General features: G+C 70.6%; 14 protein-coding genes. 11 read left to right on the top strand and 3 right to left on the bottom strand.

Annotation, left to right across the window (positions count from 1 at the left end; translation table 11 throughout):
• Nucleotides 1–51 precede the first annotated feature (51 nt).
• Complete coding sequence (locus ACIQID_RS03855; protein ID WP_400282144.1) at nucleotides 52–1,317, top strand: alpha-L-fucosidase; 1,266 nt, start codon at nucleotides 52–54, stop codon at nucleotides 1,315–1,317.
• A gap of 16 nt (nucleotides 1,318–1,333) precedes the next feature.
• Here the strand turns inward: ACIQID_RS03855 and ACIQID_RS03850 are convergent, their stop codons facing one another.
• Entirely contained in the window at nucleotides 1,334–2,485 is a 1,152-nt protein-coding gene (locus ACIQID_RS03850; protein WP_312672783.1) for an ROK family transcriptional regulator, read from the bottom strand.
• A gap of 199 nt (nucleotides 2,486–2,684) precedes the next feature.
• Between ACIQID_RS03850 and ACIQID_RS03845 the strand changes: the two genes are divergently transcribed.
• The 6 genes from ACIQID_RS03845 (at nucleotide 2,685) to ACIQID_RS03820 (ending at nucleotide 9,727) form a co-directional block, all read left to right on the top strand.
• A complete protein-coding gene (locus tag ACIQID_RS03845) occupies nucleotides 2,685–3,944 on the top strand; it encodes a sugar ABC transporter substrate-binding protein (RefSeq protein ID WP_312672782.1) in 1,260 nt (419 codons plus the stop codon).
• A 43-nt stretch (nucleotides 3,945–3,987) separates the two neighbouring features.
• Nucleotides 3,988–4,893 carry a sugar ABC transporter permease gene (locus ACIQID_RS03840; RefSeq protein ID WP_312672781.1) on the top strand — a complete coding sequence of 302 codons (906 nt, stop codon included), beginning with the start codon at nucleotides 3,988–3,990 and terminating at the stop codon, nucleotides 4,891–4,893.
• The gene (locus ACIQID_RS03835; RefSeq protein WP_400282139.1) at nucleotides 4,883–5,797 is read left to right on the top strand and encodes a carbohydrate ABC transporter permease; all 915 of its coding nucleotides are present in this window, start codon (nucleotides 4,883–4,885) and stop codon (nucleotides 5,795–5,797) included. The genes ACIQID_RS03840 and ACIQID_RS03835 overlap by 11 nt, the downstream gene beginning before the upstream one ends.
• The gene (locus ACIQID_RS03830) at nucleotides 5,794–6,768 is read left to right on the top strand and encodes an ROK family protein (protein WP_400282136.1); all 975 of its coding nucleotides are present in this window, start codon (nucleotides 5,794–5,796) and stop codon (nucleotides 6,766–6,768) included. The genes ACIQID_RS03835 and ACIQID_RS03830 overlap by 4 nt, the downstream gene beginning before the upstream one ends.
• Before the next feature lie 65 nt (nucleotides 6,769–6,833).
• Nucleotides 6,834–8,381 (top strand): M81 family metallopeptidase, encoded by a 1,548-nt coding sequence (locus tag ACIQID_RS03825; RefSeq protein ID WP_400285649.1) that lies wholly within the window; start codon nucleotides 6,834–6,836, stop codon nucleotides 8,379–8,381.
• Nucleotides 8,378–9,727 (top strand): alpha-L-fucosidase, encoded by a 1,350-nt coding sequence (locus ACIQID_RS03820; protein WP_331202735.1) that lies wholly within the window; start codon nucleotides 8,378–8,380, stop codon nucleotides 9,725–9,727. The genes ACIQID_RS03825 and ACIQID_RS03820 overlap by 4 nt, the downstream gene beginning before the upstream one ends.
• A 56-nt stretch (nucleotides 9,728–9,783) precedes the next feature.
• Here the strand turns inward: ACIQID_RS03820 and ACIQID_RS03815 are convergent, their stop codons facing one another.
• The gene (locus ACIQID_RS03815; RefSeq protein WP_400282133.1) at nucleotides 9,784–12,618 is read right to left on the bottom strand and encodes an FAD-binding and (Fe-S)-binding domain-containing protein; all 2,835 of its coding nucleotides are present in this window, start codon (nucleotides 12,616–12,618) and stop codon (nucleotides 9,784–9,786) included.
• A 74-nt stretch (nucleotides 12,619–12,692) separates the two neighbouring features.
• Between ACIQID_RS03815 and ACIQID_RS03810 the strand changes: the two genes are divergently transcribed.
• Nucleotides 12,693–13,355, top strand: a complete 663-nt coding sequence (locus ACIQID_RS03810; protein ID WP_400282131.1) for a GntR family transcriptional regulator — start codon at nucleotides 12,693–12,695, stop codon at nucleotides 13,353–13,355.
• A gap of 2 nt (nucleotides 13,356–13,357) precedes the next feature.
• Here the strand turns inward: ACIQID_RS03810 and ACIQID_RS03805 are convergent, their stop codons facing one another.
• On the bottom strand, nucleotides 13,358–14,308 hold the full coding sequence (locus ACIQID_RS03805) for a hypothetical protein (protein ID WP_400282128.1): 951 nt from the start codon (nucleotides 14,306–14,308) through the stop codon (nucleotides 13,358–13,360).
• 83 nt (nucleotides 14,309–14,391) lie between these two features.
• On the opposite strand from ACIQID_RS03805, the gene ACIQID_RS03800 reads away from it, so the two are divergent.
• The 3 genes from ACIQID_RS03800 to serA all read left to right on the top strand — a co-directional run bounded on the left by ACIQID_RS03800 (nucleotide 14,392) and on the right by serA (nucleotide 16,930).
• Nucleotides 14,392–14,862, top strand: a complete 471-nt coding sequence (locus tag ACIQID_RS03800) for a hypothetical protein (protein ID WP_400282125.1) — start codon at nucleotides 14,392–14,394, stop codon at nucleotides 14,860–14,862.
• The gene (locus ACIQID_RS03795; protein ID WP_312672773.1) at nucleotides 14,859–15,194 is read left to right on the top strand and encodes a hypothetical protein; all 336 of its coding nucleotides are present in this window, start codon (nucleotides 14,859–14,861) and stop codon (nucleotides 15,192–15,194) included. The genes ACIQID_RS03800 and ACIQID_RS03795 overlap by 4 nt, the downstream gene beginning before the upstream one ends.
• Nucleotides 15,195–15,325: 131 nt before the next feature.
• The gene (serA, locus tag ACIQID_RS03790) at nucleotides 15,326–16,930 is read left to right on the top strand and encodes a phosphoglycerate dehydrogenase (RefSeq protein ID WP_105949735.1); all 1,605 of its coding nucleotides are present in this window, start codon (nucleotides 15,326–15,328) and stop codon (nucleotides 16,928–16,930) included.
• The last annotated feature ends 25 nt before the right edge of the window (nucleotides 16,931–16,955 follow it).

Here is a 16,955-nt window from a genome sequence, read left to right as displayed (position 1 = left end):
CGCGTGCCATTCATCGGCGCAGACATCGGATGTCTGTGCCAGGATGGACGCATGCGACAGGAATGGTTTGATGACGCCCGCTTCGGCATGTTCGTCCACTTCGGCCTCTACAGCGGGGCCGCGCGGCACGAGTGGGTGCAGAACTACGAACGCCTCACCGACGAGGAGTACCGCCCCTACTTCGACAACTTCGATCCCGACCTCTTCGACGCCGCAGCCCTGGCGAAGACCGCCAAGGAGACGGGGATGGGCTACGTCGTGCTCACGACGAAGCACCACGACGGCTTCTGCCTCTGGGACTCGAAGCTGACCGACTTCACCTCCGTGACGGCGGTCGGACGGGACCTCGTGCGCGAGTACGTCGACGCCCTCCGTGCCGAGGGGATCCGCGTCGGTCTCTACCACTCGGTCATCGACTGGCATCACCCCGACTTCACGGTGGACTGGAACCACCCCCGACGCGACGACGAGAACGCGCACGCCCTGAACGAGGGGCGCGACATGGCCCGCTACCGCGAGTACCTGCACGGTCAGGTCCGCGAGCTGCTCACCGGGTACGGCGACATCGACTACCTGTTCTTCGACTTCACCTACCCGGAGTCCAAGGACGGCTGGGAGGGGAAGGGGCCGCAGGACTGGGACGCCGAGGCGCTGCTCGCGCTGTGCCGGGAGCTGCAGCCGGAGATGCTCGTCAACGACCGTCTCGGCATCCCCGCGGACTTCGTGACGCCCGAGCAGTACCAGCCGACGGCTCCGATCGTCCGCGACGGCGTGCCCCTCGTGTGGGAGGCGTGCCAGACGCTCAACGGGTCCTGGGGTTACCACCGGGACAACACCGACCAGAAGTCGCCCGTGCTGCTCGTGCAGATGCTCGTCGACTCGGTGTCGATGGGCGGCAACATGCTGCTCAACATCGGTCCGGACGGCCGCGGGGCGATCGCCCCCCGGGACGCGGCGACCCTCGCCGAGATCGGGGAGTGGATGCGCCTGCACGACCGCGCCGTGATCGGGGCCGGTCATGCGCCGTTCACGCCACCCCGCGAGGGCGTGTACACGCTCCGCGGCGACCGGCTCTACCTGAGCCTGTTCAGCTGGCCGCTGGGCTTCGTGCACCTGCCGGGACTCGCGGGCAGGGTCTCGTATGCGCGCCTGCTGAACGACGGGTCCTGGCTGCGCACGAGCGTCAGCGACCCGGACCAGCAGGCCGACCTGATGACTCCGGCGGGCGAGGCCGAGGGGACGCTCACGGTGCATCTGCCGGTGCGGCGTCCCGACGTGCTGATGCCGGTCATCGAGCTGCGCCTCACGGGGGAGTGAGGCGGGAGGTGGCGGCTCAGGCCGTCGCCACCGGGATGTCCATGCCCTCCAGGGCGAGGCGCGCCGCGCCGTGCAGGATCGCGTCCGCGCCGGTGGCTGCGGCCTCGATCCGCAGCCGCTGGGTGGCGAGCGGGTGGCAGGCCTCGTAGACCCGGCTGCGCACCGCGGCGATGAACGGCTCGGAGGCGCTCATGCTCCCGGTCAGGAAGAGGGCGTGCGGGTTGAAGAAGTTCACGACCCCGGACAACGCCTGACCCAGATGGGTCCCGGCAGTGCGGACGAGCGTCGTGGCCAGCGGGTCGGCGTCCCGCGCGAGTGTCAGGACGTCGGCCGTGGTGCGGACCTCGGTGTTGCCGCGCTCGCGCATCTGGCGGACGAGGCTCGCGCCGCTGGCCACGGTCTCCAGGCAGCCGGTGTTGCCGCAGGAGCAGGGGATGTCCCCGCTGCCGTCGATGCGCGTGTGCGTGATGTCGCCGGCTGCGGCGGTCGCTCCCCGATGGATGTGCCCGTCCACGATGATCCCGCTGCCGATCGCCGTGCCCGCCTTGACGGTGATGCTGTGCTGGGTGTGCCCGAGCTGGCGTCGGTGCTCGCCGAGGGCGGCGAGATTGGCGTCGTTGTCGACGACGACGGGGACGCCGTGGCGCTCCGCGAGGTGCTCGCCGACGCGGAAGCCGGGCCACCCCGGCATCCGCGAGGGCTGGTCAACGGCACCGGTGGCGACGTCGACGGGGCCCGGCAGGCTCACGCCGATGGCGTGGACCCGCGTCTCGGCGAGGAGTCTCTCGAACACCGCGGACACCCGGTCCAGCGTCGCCTCCGGGCCGTCCGCGACATCGATCGCGATGGTCTCTGAGTGGAGCAGGCCGCCGCTGAGGTCGTGACGGCCGATGCGGGCATGACGCCCGCCGAGATCGGCGGACAGCACGATCCCGTCGCCGGCGATCCGGAGCACGCGCGGCCGTCGTCCGCCGCGGGAGGTGCCGGCCCCGGCCTCCTCCAGTACACCGGCATCGAGAAGCGCCTGCACGCGCAGGCCGACGGTGGAGGCGGCCACCCCGAGAGCGGAGGCGAGCTCGGAGCGGGAGCGGGCCTGCCCGCGCGCGACGAAGTCGAGGATGCGCCGTGTGTGCGGATCGTCGACGGGGGTGTCGGCGGGGTTCGTCATGGAGGCCCTTCGTCTCGGAGCATCGTCAGCGTAGCGGGGGTGTCGCATGTTTCGGGGGAGTGACGAATTATCACCAGCCTATAAACATCGGATGTTCAGCTTGCGGCACCTTGCGAACTATGACAGCGTAACTTCATACGAAATCCTAATTGGTTAGTTCGAGTCTCGAAATAACCTATCCCTTCTCAGGAGGCATTCAATGAAGAAGTTGCGTGTGGGGGCTGTCGCCGCTGTCGCGGGCGTGGCCGTGGCGATGACCGGCTGTGCGAGCAGCGGGGGATCCGGAGGCTCGGCCGACGGCGACACCATCGTCGTGGACATGTGGGCCGGCAGCGAGTCGGACGTCGACGCGCTGGAGGCGCAGATCGAGTTCGCGCAGAAGCAGAACCCGGACATCAAGATCAAGCTGCAGACCTCGCCGTGGAGCGACTTCTTCACGAAGCTCACCACCAACATGGCCAGCGGCAACATGGCCTGCATCACCGGCATGAGCGGCGCGCAGCTCGGCGGCTACACGGCGGGCTTCCGTCAGCTCAGCGACGAGGACCTCGAGACCGCGGGCATCGACTGGTCGGAGTTCAACCCGAGCGCCGACGGCATCCTCAGCTTCGAGGGCAAGGTCTACGGCGTGCCGTTCGACGTGGCCACCATGCTCGTCTACTACAACCAGGACATGCTGAGCGCCGCCGGCGCCGCGACTCCGGAGATCGGCTGGACGTTCGACGACTTCGCCACGATCGCGGCCGACGCCACGAAGGACGGCAAGTACGGCTTCGGCATGGGCATGGGCGGCTACCAGTGGATGTCGATGCCGATCGCCTACTCCGCCACGCAGCCCGCCTCCGAGGACGGCACGCTGCACATCGACGACGAGGACTTCGTCGACGCGGCCTCCTGGTACGCCGGACTCGTCACGGACAAGAAGGTCGCGGCTCCGGTCGCCTCCGCGTCCGACACCGGCTGGGGCGAGAACCAGTACACGGGCGGTAACGCGGCCATGGCCGTCGACGGCACCTGGAACGCGGTCAGCTACCTCAACAACGAGTCCGGCTTCGCCGCCGGCATGGTGCCGCTGCCCGCCGGCGTGGACGGCAACCCCGGTCCCATCCTCGGCTCCGGGTACGGCATCGCGGAGAACTGCAAGAACCCGGAGGCCGCGCTGAAGGTGCTCGGCTCCCTCGTCGGCGAGGACGCGCAGGACTACATCGCCTCGTCCGGCCGCTCGTACCCTGCCCGTATCTCGTCGCAGCCGCTGTACTTCGAGTCGATCGACGAGCAGTACCGGGACCAGGTCCAGTCGGTGTTCGAGGCCGCGTTCGGCGACACGGTGCCGCTCTACATGACCAAGAACTGGCAGAAGCTCGACAGCTACATCCAGCCCAACCTCGTCAGCGTCTACAACGGCCAGATGACGATGGAGGAGCTGCTGTCGAACGCCCAGGCGCAGTTCGGCGAGTGAGCCGGATCCGGCCCGCACAGCAGTAACAGAGAAAGACAACGAGATGACGATCACGACGAGACGTCGAGGATCGCTCGCCAAGGTCGAGGGCCGCCAGGCGCTGGGTTTCGCAAGCCCGGCCCTGGTGGGCCTCGCCCTGTTCACGATCGTGCCCGTGGGGCTGTCGATCGTGATGAGCGTCTTCGACTGGCCGACCTTCGGCGAACGCACCTTCAACGGGGTGGACAACTACGTCAAGCTGTTCACCAGCAGCCCGGACTTCTGGCCCGCGCTGCGAAACTCGGCCGTGTACACGCTGCTGTACGTGCCGTTGAGCGTCGCTCTCTCGCTCGTGCTCGCCCTCGGCCTCGGCCCCCGCATCCGCGGTCGCGGCGCCCTGCGCGTCCTCTTCTTCATCCCGGTCGTGACCCCGATGGTCGCGAACGTCCTGGTGTGGAAGATGATGCTGCAGCCGCAGGGGCTCTTCAACGGCCTCTCGGTCACCTGGTTCGGCGTCGAGCTGCCGAACTTCCTGGCCGACCCCAACTGGGCGATGATCATGGTCGTCGTGATGAGCGTCTGGCAGGGTCTCGGCTACAACATGCTGATCTTCTCCGCGGCCCTGGAGCAGCTCCCGGAGAGCGTGCTGGAGGCCGCGAGCATCGACGGCGCGCAGGGCTTCCGGCGGGTCTGGAGCATCATCATCCCGATGATCTCGCCGTCCATCTTCTTCGCGACGATCATGACGATGATCACCTCGCTCCAGGTCTTCGTCCAGCCGCAGATGCTCACCGGAGGCGGCCCCGGCAACGCCACCAAGCCGCTCGTGATGTACATCTGGGAGCAGGGCTTCACCTTCGGCGACCTCGGACTCGCCGCCGCCGCCGCATGGATCCTCTTCGCGATCATCATCGCGATCACGGGCATCCAGTTCGCCGCACAGAAGAAGTGGGTGCACTATGAGCACTGAGACCCTCGTCCGGCCCACCGGCACCGCCCCGCGGCGTCAGCGCGAGCGGGAGAAGGCGCGCGGTGCGGCGACCACGCCCGGCGCGCGTGCCCGGCTGATCCTCGCGCACGTCACCATCTACATCGCGGCGGTCATCTTCATCGCGCCCCTCGTCTACGCGTTCTTCTCGGCCCTCAAGCCGAACTCCGAGATGTTCTCGATGCCGCCGACCCTGGTGGGCTCCGAGATCCGCTGGAGCAACTTCGTCGACGTCTTCGCCTACGGACCGTTCCTGACGTACATCATGAACTCGTTCATCGTGGCGATCGGCGGCACCCTGGTCGTGCTCGTGGTGTCCACCACGGCCGGATACGCGTTCGGGCGCCTGCGGTGGAAGGGCAGGGACGCGGTCTTCGTCCTCTTCCTCGCCACCCTGATGGTGCCCGCCGAGGTGCTCGTCATCCCCATGTTCCAGGTCATGCAGTGGTTCAACTGGGTCGACACGTATCAGGCGCTCATCCTGCCCTTCGCGTTCGGCGCCTTCGGCACGTTCCTGATGCGGCAGTTCTTCCGCGGCATCCCCTACGAGCTGGAGGAGGCGGCCCGAGTCGACGGCGCCGGCCCCGTCCGGTCGTTCCTGCAGATCATCCTGCCGCTGTCGAAGTCCGCGGTCGCGGTGCTCGCGGTGTTCACTTTCCTCTCGTTCTGGAACAGCTACCTCTGGCCCCTCATCGTCACCGTCGACTACAACGCGCACGGCACGCTGCCCGTCGGCCTGGCGAGCTTCGCCGGCCTCACCGGCACCCGCTGGGACCTGCAGATGGCCGCCGCGATCATCTCGATGATCCCCACCACCCTGCTCGTGATCGTGCTGCAGAAGCATCTGGTCAAGGGCATCGCGATGGCCGGGCTGGGCGGACGATGAGCGCGGTCGGGCAGCAGACGGACGACCCTCGACGAACGACCACGGGCCTCGGGTCCGACCTGGCGCTGGCGGGGGTGGACATCGGGGGCACGAAGATCGCGGCCCTCGTCGTGGACGCCTTCGGAGACGTCCTCGCACGCGGAAGCGTGCCGGCGCCTGCGAGCGTCGGCGGCTCGGCGATGGCGGATGCGGCGGCCGCTCTCGTCGCGCGGCTGGCGGTCGAGGCCGATGTCGCGGTCGCCGCGGTGGGGGTGGGCGCCGCGGGGGTCATCGACCACGAGAGCGGCACCATCCGCGCCGCGTCCGCCCTGTTCGCGGACTGGGCCGGTTTCCCGCTCGGCCCGGAGCTGGCGCAGCGCCTCGGCGTCCCGGTGCGGGTGGAGAACGACGTGAACGCCTTCCTCCTCGGAGAAGCCGCCGTGGCGGGTCCGGGCGTGCCCGATGTGCTCGGGGTGATGCTCGGCACGGGCGTCGGCGGCGCGCTGGTCATCGGCGGGGAGCTGCACCACGGCCCGCACGGCGCGGCCGGGGAGATCGGGCACACGCCCGGTTACAGCGACCTCGTCTGCACCTGCGGGCAGACCGGTCATCTGGAGACCCTGGCCTCCGGGACGTCGATCGCCCGGCGCTTCGCGGAGCGCACCGGGCGTCCGGTGAACGATGCCAGGGAGGTCGCGGAGGCCGCCAGGGCCGGCGACGCCGACGCCCGCGCGGTGTTCGACGACGCCGGGCGCGCGCTCGCTCTCGCCTGCGCGAGCGCCGCGACGCTCCTCGACCTGCCGACCGCCATCGTCGGCGGCGGGGTCACGGCGGCCTGGGACCTCCTGTCGCCATCGATCGAGCAGACCCTGCGCACCGACGCCCCGGTGTCCGGCATCGCGCTGCGCATCGTCCCCGCCGTCCTCGGCGCCGACGCCGTCGCGCTCGGCGCCATCGAGAGCGCCCGGCGCGCCCTCGCCCCCGTTTCCTGACCACGACTGCGACCGCAGAGGAGAACAGCACCGTGACCGCACGCCCGGAAGCCCACGAGATCTGGATGGGTCCGCTGCCGCCGCTCGCCGAGGGCGGGCTCGCGCGGCCCCGGATCGGCATCGGCGGCATCTCCATCGAGTCGAGCACGTTCTCCCCGCACATCTCCGGGGACGAGGCCTTCACGATCCGGACCGGCGATGCCCTGCGGGCGTACTACCCGTTCCTGGATGCCGGGCGTGAGCTCGCCGAGGCCGCGGAGTGGGTCCCGCTCACCCACGGGCGGTCGCTGCCCGGCGGCGCGGTGGATCCGGACACCTATCGACGGATGAAGGACGCGCTCGTCGAGGGGATCCGCGCACAGGGGCCGTTCGACGGCTTCTTCTTCGACATCCACGGCGCGATGAGCGTCGTCGGGATGGACGATGCCGAGGGGGATCTGGCTCTCGCGGTGCGGGAGGCTCTCGGCCCGGACACGCTCGTCTCCACGTCGATGGACCTGCACGGCAACGTCTCGGAGACGCTGCGCGACGCGGTGGACCTGCTCACCTGCTACCGCATGGCCCCGCACGAGGACTGGCTGAACACGAAGGAGCGGGCGGTGTGGAACCTGCTCGACCGTCTCCGTGGCCCGCGCGGCGGCGACGTGCAGGCGCGGCGACCCTTCACCGCCTGGGTACCCGTTCCGGTGCTGCTGCCGGGGGAGAAGACGAGTACGCGGCTGGAGCCCGCGCAGAGCATCTATGCCGAGCTCCCCGAGATCGAGGCGCTGCCCGGTGTCGTCGACGCCTCGGTGTGGATCGGCTACGCGTGGGCGGACGAGCCGCGCTGCCAGGCCTACGTCGTGGTCACCGGGGACGACCGTGAGGTCATCGCCCGGGAGGCGGAGCGCGTGGCCCGGATGTTCTGGGAGGCGCGGGAGGACTTCGTCTTCGTCGCGAAGACCGGAAGCCTCGACGAGGCGCTGGAGGAGGCTCTGGCGTCCGGAGCCCCGCGTCCGTATGTGATCTCCGACTCCGGGGACAACCCGACGGCCGGGGGAGCGGGCGATGTGACTTGGACCCTCGCCCAGCTGCTCCAGCGACCCGAGCTCACCGACGGGACGCACACGACGCTGGTCGCCTCGATCTTCGATCCGCGGGCCGTTGCCGAAGCCGTGGAGGCGGGCGTCGGTGCGACGGTCACGCTGTCCGCCGGAGCCGCGGTCGACTCCGGGCCGCACGGACCGGTCGAGATCACCGGCACGGTGTTCTCGGTCACCGACGGCGACCCGGACGCCGGCACCCAGGTGGTGATCGCTGTCGGCGGGCTGCACGCCATCGTGACCGCGCGCCGCAAGCCCTTCCACCATCTCTCCGACTTCCGGATGCTGGGGCTCGAGCCGACGACGGCCGACGTCGTGGTCGTGAAGATCGGCTACCTGGAGCCGGAGCTGTACGAGCTGGCGGCGGGATGGACGCTGGCGCTCACTCCGGGCGGGGTGGACCAGGACCTGCTCCGCCTCGGACACCATCGCCTGCGCCCCGGGGTGTTCCCGTTCGACACGACAGGCGACCCCGATCTGACCGCGGTGGTCGTGCGCCGCGGCGCCGACGAGGAGGACACGGCATCATGATGAACTTCGAGAAGCGCACCGGCCCCGACTTCGGTGCGGCGGCCCCGGTCTACCCCGCGAACGGCGTGCCGGACTGGTACCGCGACGCCAAGCTCGGCTTCTTCGTGCACTGGGGCCTGTACTCCGTGCCGGCGTGGGCCGTGCAGCACGGGGAGGGCGTGAACATCCCCACCGAGGACGCCTATGCGTGGCACCAGTACGCGGAGTGGTACGGCAACACGGTGCGCATCCCGGGCAGCCCGACGTGGGAGCGCCACCAGCGCACCTACGGTCCCGGGACCTCGTACGAGGACCTCGCCGACCAGTGGGACGCCGACGCCTTCGATGCCGACGCCTTCGTGGGTGAGCTCGTGTCGGCGGGGGCGCGTTACGTCGTGCCCACGACCAAGCACCACGAGGGGTTCTGTCTGTGGGACACCGCCACGACGGGATTCAACGCCGTCGCGCGCGGCCCTCGCCGCGACCTCATCTCCGAGTTCCACGACGCCACGCGGCGGGCCGGAGCCAAGTTCGGCGTGTACTACTCCGGAGCGCTCGACTGGCACGTGAGCGACTTCCCGCCGATCGAGTCGGACACCGACCTGTTCCGGTTCCGTCGCAACGACGCCCACTTCTCCCGGTACGCCGCCGCGCAGCTCGAGGAGCTCGTGGAGCGGTTCGCGCCCGACGTGCTCTGGAACGACATCGAGTGGCCGGACGGCGGCAAGGGCACGGAGGACTACGCCGTGGCCGCACTGCTGCGGCGTTACTTCGACGCGGTTCCGGACGGTGTCGTCAACGACCGGTGGGGCGTGCCGTACCACGGCTTCCTCACCCGCGAATACACGGACATCCCGGACATCATCCCCGAGCCGTGGGAGTCGACCCGCGGGCTCGGCTACTCGTTCGGGTTCAACCAGGCGGAGGACGAGCGGCACTCGCTTTCCGGGGCGGCCCTGGTCCGGCTCCTCGTCGACGTCGTCGCGAAGAACGGCAACCTGCTCATCAACGTGGGTCCCGCGGCGGACGGATCCATTCCGGCGCTGCAGCGGAAGGCGATGCAGGAGCTCGGCGGCTGGCTGGCCGTGAACGGCGCGGCGATCTACGGCACGCGGCCCTGGACGCGGATGGGGGAGCGGACGGGGGCTCCTCGCCGCTACACCACCTCCACTGACGCGGTGCACGTGCATGCGCTCGATCCGGCGGACGGCGAGTTCGAGCTGCCGTCCGAGCTCGCGGCCGCTGCGCTGTCGTGGGCCGACGGGACCCCGGCCCAGGCGACCGTGGACGGCGGTGCGACCCGCATCGTGATCCCGGCCGGTCTCCGCGAGGCTCCGGTGGCCGTGCTCACCGCGCACGGCGCCTGACACAGGCTCCGCAGAAGGGCCCCGTCGGTGATCCGACGGGGCCCTTCGTCGCTGGGCTAGGGGCGCGTGCGCTCCTCGAGAACCTCGATCACGTGGCGGTACGGGCGGCCGGTGGCGCGGGTCATGCCGATCTCGCACGTGCGGTTGGCCGACACGAAGGCGTCGAAGCCGCCGCGGGCCGCATCGGCCGCGGACACTTCGGCCGATTCCTGCGCCGTCGCGCTCGCGGTGAGCTCGGGGTGCAGCATGCCGCGGTCGCCGGCGAACGCGCAGCATCCCCAGCCGTCGGGTACGAAGACCTCGTCGGCGACGGCGGCAGCGATCGCCGTCAGTGCCCCGGTCGCGCCGAGCGCGGTCGTCGAGCAGGTCGGGTGCACGGCGATCGAGGGGAGCTTCGCATCGACGGAGAGGCGCGGCAGCACCTCCCGCGCGACGAACGTGGTGGCGTCCTCGATGCGCAGTCCCGCGTACTCCGGGTGCGCGGCGACGGCCTGGGTGAGCATCACGTCGAGGCCCTCGGTGCAGGAGGCCGCATCGCAGACCACCGGGAGCTCCCCGTGGCGGCTGGCGTCCCAGAGCGAGGCCAGCACCCGGTCGGACATGAGGCGATAGCCGTCGAGGTGTCCCTTGGACTTCCACGGCGTCCCGCAGCAGAGCCCGCCGTTCTCCTCCGGGACCACGACGGGGATCCCGGCGCGGTCGAGCAGGGCGCGCAGGGCGTCGCGGGAACCGGGACCCTCGTCCTCCGGGCCGAACATCGTGCCGATGCAGGCGCCGAAGAAGACGGCCTGGGCATCGGGCGGTGAGACCGGTCGGGGCGGCGCGGTGCCGCCGCGGGGGAGTCCGCCGTCGTAGAGGGGCACGGTATCGGCGCCGAGCACCGCGCGTCCGACCCGCGTCGCGCCGCGCACGAGCGGGACGGGGAGAGCGTCGGCGACCGTGAGGGCGACGCCCCCGGCGCGCGTGACGGTGCTCCAGTGCTTCGCCGCCGCTCCCCACGCGGCCCCCTCCACGGCGTTCTCCTGCTCGGCGCGGAGGCGGCGGACGAGGTCGCCGGTGTTGATGTCCACCGGACACGCGACGCCGCACATGCCGTCGACCGCGCAGGTCTGCACGCCGTCGTAGTCGTAGTCCGCGCGCAGGTCGCGCAGCAGCGCCGTGTCGCCCTGCTCCTCGGCCCAGGCCATGTCCCGGCGCAGCACGATGCGCTGCCGCGGTGTGAGCGTGATGCTCTTGCTCGGGCACGTGGGTTCGCAGTAGCCGCACTCGACGCAGCGGTCCACCTCGCGCTCGACCGTGGGCACGCGCTTCAGGTCCTGCAGATAGGAGTCCGGGTCGTCGGAGAGCACGACGCCGGGGTTGAGGATGCCGTCCGGATCGAACAGCCGCTTGATCTCCCACATCATGTCGGTGAGCTCGTCGCCGTACTGCCGCCGCACGAACGGTGCCATGATGCGGCCGGTGCCGTGCTCGGCCTTGAGGGATCCCTCCTGCGCGAGGACGAGCTCGACGAGGTCGTCCGTGAAGCGGCGGTACCGCGCCACGCTGTCGGGGTCGTCGAAGCGCTCGTTCAGCAGGAAGTGGACGTTGCCGTCCTTCGCGTGCCCGAAGATGACGGACCCCTCGTAGCCGTGTTCGGCGAACAGCTCGATCAGGCGTTCGCAGGTGGCCAGCAGACGGGGGACGGGGACGACGATGTCTTCGAGGAGGGCGGTCGTGCCGGACGGCCGTGCTCCGGCGACCGCCGTGTAGAGGCCCTTGCGGACGTGCCACAGCGCGGCGCGCTCTCCCGCATCCGTGGTCAGGCGCGGAGCGACGGCCAGAGGAAGGGCGTCGAAGTGCGCCTGGGCGGTCGCGCTCGCGACGGCGAGGCCCTCGTCGTCGGCGGCGTGCACCTCGACGAGGAGGGCGGCGTGGCCCTGGACGTCGATCTCGGAGATCGCGGCGGGGACGTCGCTCAGGCCCTGGGCGACGCGCAGGGAGGCGGCGTCCAGGAGCTCGATCGTCGCGAGTCCGAGCTCCGTGAGAGCGGGGAGTGCGGTCATCGCCGCCGACAGCGTCTCGAAGACGAGCAGACCGGTGGCGATCGCGGGGCGCACCTCGATGGTGCGGAAACGAGCCTCCGCGACGAAGCCGAGGGTCCCTTCCGATCCGATGAGGAGGTGTTCGAGGATCCGCACCGGGTCGTCGAAGTCGAGCAGGGCGTTCAGTCCGTAGCCCATGGTGTTCTTCATCGAGAACTGCTGTCGGAGGAAGGCGACGTTCTCTGGCGCGGCGAGCAGCCGCTCCCGGAGCGACGACAGCCCGGCGAACAGGGCGGGTTCCGCGTCGCGGAGCACGTCCGCGGCGTCCGCGCGTCCGGTGTCCAGGACGGTGCCGCTGGGCAGCACGACGACCATCGAGGTGATCGTCTGGTACGAGTTCTCGGTGATGCCGCAGGCCATGCCGCTGGAGTTGTTGGCGACGACGCCGCCGATGGTGCAGGCGATCTCGCTGGCCGGATCCGGTCCGAGCTTGCGGCGGTACCGGGCCAGCCGCGTGTTCACCTGCCGGACGGTGGCCCCGGGGCCGACCCGGACCGCGGCGCCGTCGTCCTCGATGTGGATGTCGCGGAAGTGGCTGCGCGTGTCGACGAGGATGTCGCCGCTGATGCCCTGTCCGGAGAGGCTGGTGCCGCCGGAGCGGAACGTGAGCGTGCGCCCGGCCGCCCGGACCGCCGAGAACGCGCGGGCGACGCCCTCCGCGTCCGCGGGGGACAGCACCGCGTCCGGGACGAGCAGGTAATGCGAGGCGTCGTGGGCGCGGGCGAACCGGTCGATGGATCGGGCGTGGACCTGCGTCTCGGTCCCCAGCAGTGCGGGATCGAGGGGGTGGTCGAGGGTGGTGGGCACGGTGCTCCTCTGCTCCGCTCGAAGATTGTCTGACAAGTGTACTGAACGACGGCCGCCTCGCTAGACTGTTCCGCATGACCTCGATCGCGGAGCGCCCCCTGGGCGTGGTCGGCGTGGTCGACGCCGTGACCGGACAGCTGCGCAGCCGGATCCTCTCCGGCGAGATCCGCTCGGGGGAGCCGCTGACCGAGGCGGCCGTCTCCCAGGCCTACGGCGTCGCCCGGCCCAGCGCCAAAGCGGCCATCGAGCAGCTCGTGGCCAGCGGGCTGCTCGTGCGGACGGCGCATCGCACGGCGCGCGTGGTCGGCATCGAGGCGGAGACCGTCCGCGACGTCTACCGCACGCGGATCCGGCTGGAGAGCGCGGCGCTGCGCGAGCTGGCGGAGAGCGCTGTGGTCCCGGCGGCCGCCGTGGCGGCGAACGCCGAGCTGCAGGCGATGGCACCGGGCCCCGATCCCGCGACGGTCGATCCCGACCTCCGTTTCCACACGGCGCTCATCGACGGCCTGGGCAGCGAGCGCACCAGTCGCATGTACCGGAGCGTGCTGGACGAGGTGCGGCTGTGTATGGCGCAGGTGCAGGGGCGGCGTCTCCTCGACGCGGAACTCATCGCCGCGCAGCACGCGGAGATGCTCGAGGCCGTCGCCGCCGGCGACGCGGAGCGCGCGGCCGCGGTGCTGCGTGCGCACCTCGCCTCGGCGGAGGATCGTCTCGTCGAGGCCCTGAGCGCCTCCTGACGTCAGCCTTCGTCGGCGGGGGCGTCCTGGATCTCGATGGGTGCGTCCGTCGGGTCGGCCCAGACCGGGGCAGGCAGAGGTGTGTCGACCTGGCCGGCCTGGATTGCGCGGAGGGCTTCGGTGATCTCGTCGGCGTTCTCGGGCACCGCCAGGCCGCAGGTGCGCAGCTCGGACGCGAACTGCAGGGTGAGCCTGATCTTCCCCGCCTCGATGGCCTCGGAGGTGGTGCCGGTGCGGATCTCGCTGCCGGTCTGGATCGCGGGCACCTCATCGCAGACGTGGTAGACCTTGCCGCCGTCGACCCACACGACCTCATCGGCCCCGAGGAGCTGGATCACGGCCGACTGGTCCGCGGTGTATTGCTCGACGGACGGTGGGGCGAAGCTCGTCCCGACGATCGCGGCGAGGACGGCCAGGACGATGCCGACGATGCCGGCGGTCGCCTTCTGCCCCTTGTCCATGTCCTTGTTCAGGAAGATGAGGACGACGAGGGGGAGGAAGGCGACGACCGCGATGATCGCGCCGAGCTGGTTCTGGACGAAGAACCGCGTCTTGTCCGCGCGCCGCGCCGGGTCGAGGGTGTTGGCCTTCTTCCACAGGATCGAGCCGATGATCGACAGCGCGGCGATCACGACCAGCAGGACGAGCAGGGCGATGAACGCCCACTGCGGGAACTGCGCCGTCGCTCCCTGCTCTTCCAGGAGGCCGGTGTCCGGATCGCGGACGAGCGCGCCGCCCTCGTCGACGAACTCGCGCTGGCGCAGGAGCCAGAAGATGCCCACGGCCTCGCCCGCGATCGCGAGCGCCCAGAGGACCGCGGCGATGATGCGGAAGCGCGTCGCGGAGGCCTTGGCCTCCGGGCTCGGCGTCCAGCCCGCGGGCGGTTCGCCGGTCGTGGCGCCGGTCGCGGGACGACGCGGCGCGGCGGAAGACGTCTGCTCGTTCTCGGCCATGGTTGTCCTTTCCCCCGAAAGTGCCCGGCGACCCCGCCGAGGCATCCCCGAGCCTAGTGGCCGCGGTGTCCTACGCTGGAGAGATGACATCCGATTCGGACGACGCCCTGAGCTGGGAGGGCGACGACAGCGCGGAGCGACGCCCTCGGGACGCCGCACGGCGCTCCACACCCGCTCCGGAACCGACGCCGGTCGAGGCCGTCGCGCCCGCGGCGCCCGCACCCGCGTCGGTGGACGAGACGACCGCGGCGCCCTCCGGTCTCAGCAACGCGATGCTGGTCCTCGTCGGGGTCGTCGGGGGCGTCTACCTGCTCTACACCCTGGGGTGGATCGCGGGCGGTCTCCGCCTGCAGCCGCTCGCCTCGTTCCTCGTCGCGGATTTCATGTTCCTGCCCTGGTCCGTGCTGGCGATCGCCGCCCCCGCGCTGTGGTTCCTCGCGACATGGCTGCTGACGCGGGGCCGGGCCTCCTGGATCCGCGCCGCCGTGCTCCTGGCGGGCGTCGTGCTGCTCGTGCCGTGGCCGTTCGTGACCGTGGGGGTGATCGGTTCATGACCGCTCCGAAGTCACCGACCGCCGTGGCGACCGGCTCGCCGCGCTGGCTCGTGTGGACCGTCATCGCCCTCGCCGGGCTCTTCTACGCCTACGCGGTGTGGAACGCGGTCGCGCACCTCATCACCATGGCCCAGACCGGCCTCACCGGCACCGGATGGGCGACGCTCCTGTTCGGCGTGGTGTTCCCCGTCATCGTGTTCGGGTTCGCCTTCGCGATCGGCCGGCGGCGGCGAGTGGGCGAACTCGCCCTGACGTTCCTCGCCGGACTCGGGATCGTCGCGGTGTTCTGGATGAGCCTGCTCGCGCTGAGTCTGACGCTGCCCAGCGCCTGAGTAGGATCCGTCACGCCGTCACACGGCACGGAGCGGTCCCGGCGCTCCGGTAGAGTTGTCGCGATCGCGCCCCCGACGGTGTGCGGCGCATCGGCCCCTACCGCCTGTCGCGCTGCCCCGAAGGATCCACTGTGCCGAAGCCTGTCGTGCTCATCGCCGAAGTACTCTCTCCCGCCACGATCGAGGCGCTCGGCCCCGACTTCGACGTCCGCCACGTCGACGGCACCGATCGCGAGGCGCTCTTCGCCGCCCTCGCGGAGTCGGACGCGGTGCTCATCCGCTCCGCGACCCGCATCGACGAGGAGGCGCTGTCGCACGCGCCGAAGCTCAAGGTCGTCGCGCGGGCCGGTGTCGGCCTCGACAACGTCGACATCAAGGCCGCGACCGCGGCCGGCGTCATGGTCGTCAACGCCCCGACGTCGAACATCGTCTCCGCCGCCGAGCTCACGGTCGGCCACATCCTCAGCCTCGCCCGCCGGATCCCGGCCGCGCACGCCTCGCTGTCCGCCGGCCAGTGGAAGCGCAGCTCCTTCACCGGTGCCGAGCTCTTCGAGAAGACCGTCGGCATCGTCGGACTGGGTCGGATCGGCGCTCTCGTCGCCGCTCGCCTCGCCGCCTTCGACATGCGGGTCGTCGCGTACGACCCCTACGTCACCTCGGCGCGCGCCCAGCAGCTCGGCGTGCAGCTCCTCTCGCTCGACGAGCTCGTCGCCGAGGCCGACTTCCTCACGATCCACATGCCCAAGACCCCGGAGACGACGGGCATGATCGGCGCCGAGCAGTTCGCCGCCATGAAGCCGACCGCCTTCGTCGTCAACGTCGCCCGCGGTGGACTCATCGACGAGGAGGCGCTGCACGAGGCGCTCGTCGCCGGCGAGATCGCCGGGGCCGGCCTGGACGTCTTCACCTCCGAGCCCCCGGCGGAGGGCGGCAGCGCCCGTGCTCTGCTCGACCTCCCGAACGTCGTCGTGACCCCGCACCTCGGTGCGAGCACGGAAGAGGCGCAGGAGAAGGCCGGCGTCTCGGTCGCGCGCTCGGTGCGGCTCGCGCTCGGCGGCGACCTCGTGCCGGATGCGGTCAACGTCGCGGGCGGCGTCATCGACCCGTACGTGCGTCCCGGCATCTCGCTCGTGGAGAAGCTCGGCCAGATCTTCGCCGCGCTGGCCACGTCGCCGCTCACGAGCCTCGACGTCGAGGTGCACGGCGAGCTCAACGACTACGACGTGAGCGTGCTCAAGCTCGCCGCCCTCAAGGGCGTCTTCACCAACATCGTGAGCGAGACCGTGTCGTACGTGAACGCGCCCCTCCTGGCGGAGCAGCGCGGCATCGCGGTGCGCCTGCTCAAGGATGACGTGAGCGAGGAGTACCGGAACGTCATCACCCTCACGGGGGCGCTGTCCGACGGATCGCAGCTCTCGGTGTCGGGCACGCTGACCGGACCGAAGCAGGCCGAGAAGCTCGTCGGCATCAACGACCACGCCCTCGAGCTGCCGATCGAGAAGCACCACGTCGTGATGCTCTACACCGACCGCCCCGGCATCGTGGCCGTCTACGGGCAGAAGTTCGGCGAGGCCGGCATCAACATCGCCGGTATGCAGATCTCCCGGCTCGCGGCGGGCGACCAGGCGCTCAGCGTGCTGACGCTCGACTCGCCCGTGTCCGAGGAGCTGCTGGACGACGTGCGCGGCGCCATCGACGCCGACCTCTTCCGCCAGATCGAGATCACCGAGGTCTGACACCGCAGAGCGGGGGAGAAGGGCG

The sequence above is a fragment of the Microbacterium sp. NPDC091676 genome, assembly GCF_044756645.1.
GTDB lineage: Bacteria > Actinomycetota > Actinomycetes > Actinomycetales > Microbacteriaceae > Microbacterium > Microbacterium paraoxydans_D.
Note: the sequence above shows the minus strand (reverse complement) of the source record. Positions and strands in the feature narration are given on the sequence as shown.

What these genes read in the sequence shown, in the direction of transcription:
- ACIQID_RS03845 (WP_312672782.1), top strand. Translation starts at nt 2,685, where the DNA reads ATGAAGAAGTTGCGTGTGGGGGCTGTCGCCGCTGTCGCGGGCGTGGCC.
- ACIQID_RS03820 (WP_331202735.1), top strand. Translation starts at nt 8,378, where the DNA reads ATGATGAACTTCGAGAAGCGCACCGGCCCCGACTTCGGTGCGGCGGCC.
- ACIQID_RS03840 (WP_312672781.1), top strand. Translation starts at nt 3,988, where the DNA reads ATGACGATCACGACGAGACGTCGAGGATCGCTCGCCAAGGTCGAGGGC.
- ACIQID_RS03830 (WP_400282136.1), top strand. Translation starts at nt 5,794, where the DNA reads ATGAGCGCGGTCGGGCAGCAGACGGACGACCCTCGACGAACGACCACG.
- ACIQID_RS03805 (WP_400282128.1), bottom strand. Translation starts at nt 14,308, where the DNA reads ATGGCCGAGAACGAGCAGACGTCTTCCGCCGCGCCGCGTCGTCCCGCG.
- ACIQID_RS03835 (WP_400282139.1), top strand. Translation starts at nt 4,883, where the DNA reads ATGAGCACTGAGACCCTCGTCCGGCCCACCGGCACCGCCCCGCGGCGT.
- ACIQID_RS03825 (WP_400285649.1), top strand. Translation starts at nt 6,834, where the DNA reads ATGGGTCCGCTGCCGCCGCTCGCCGAGGGCGGGCTCGCGCGGCCCCGG.
- ACIQID_RS03855 (WP_400282144.1), top strand. Translation starts at nt 52, where the DNA reads ATGCGACAGGAATGGTTTGATGACGCCCGCTTCGGCATGTTCGTCCAC.
- ACIQID_RS03850 (WP_312672783.1), bottom strand. Translation starts at nt 2,485, where the DNA reads ATGACGAACCCCGCCGACACCCCCGTCGACGATCCGCACACACGGCGC.
- ACIQID_RS03795 (WP_312672773.1), top strand. Translation starts at nt 14,859, where the DNA reads ATGACCGCTCCGAAGTCACCGACCGCCGTGGCGACCGGCTCGCCGCGC.
- ACIQID_RS03800 (WP_400282125.1), top strand. Translation starts at nt 14,392, where the DNA reads ATGACATCCGATTCGGACGACGCCCTGAGCTGGGAGGGCGACGACAGC.
- ACIQID_RS03810 (WP_400282131.1), top strand. Translation starts at nt 12,693, where the DNA reads ATGACCTCGATCGCGGAGCGCCCCCTGGGCGTGGTCGGCGTGGTCGAC.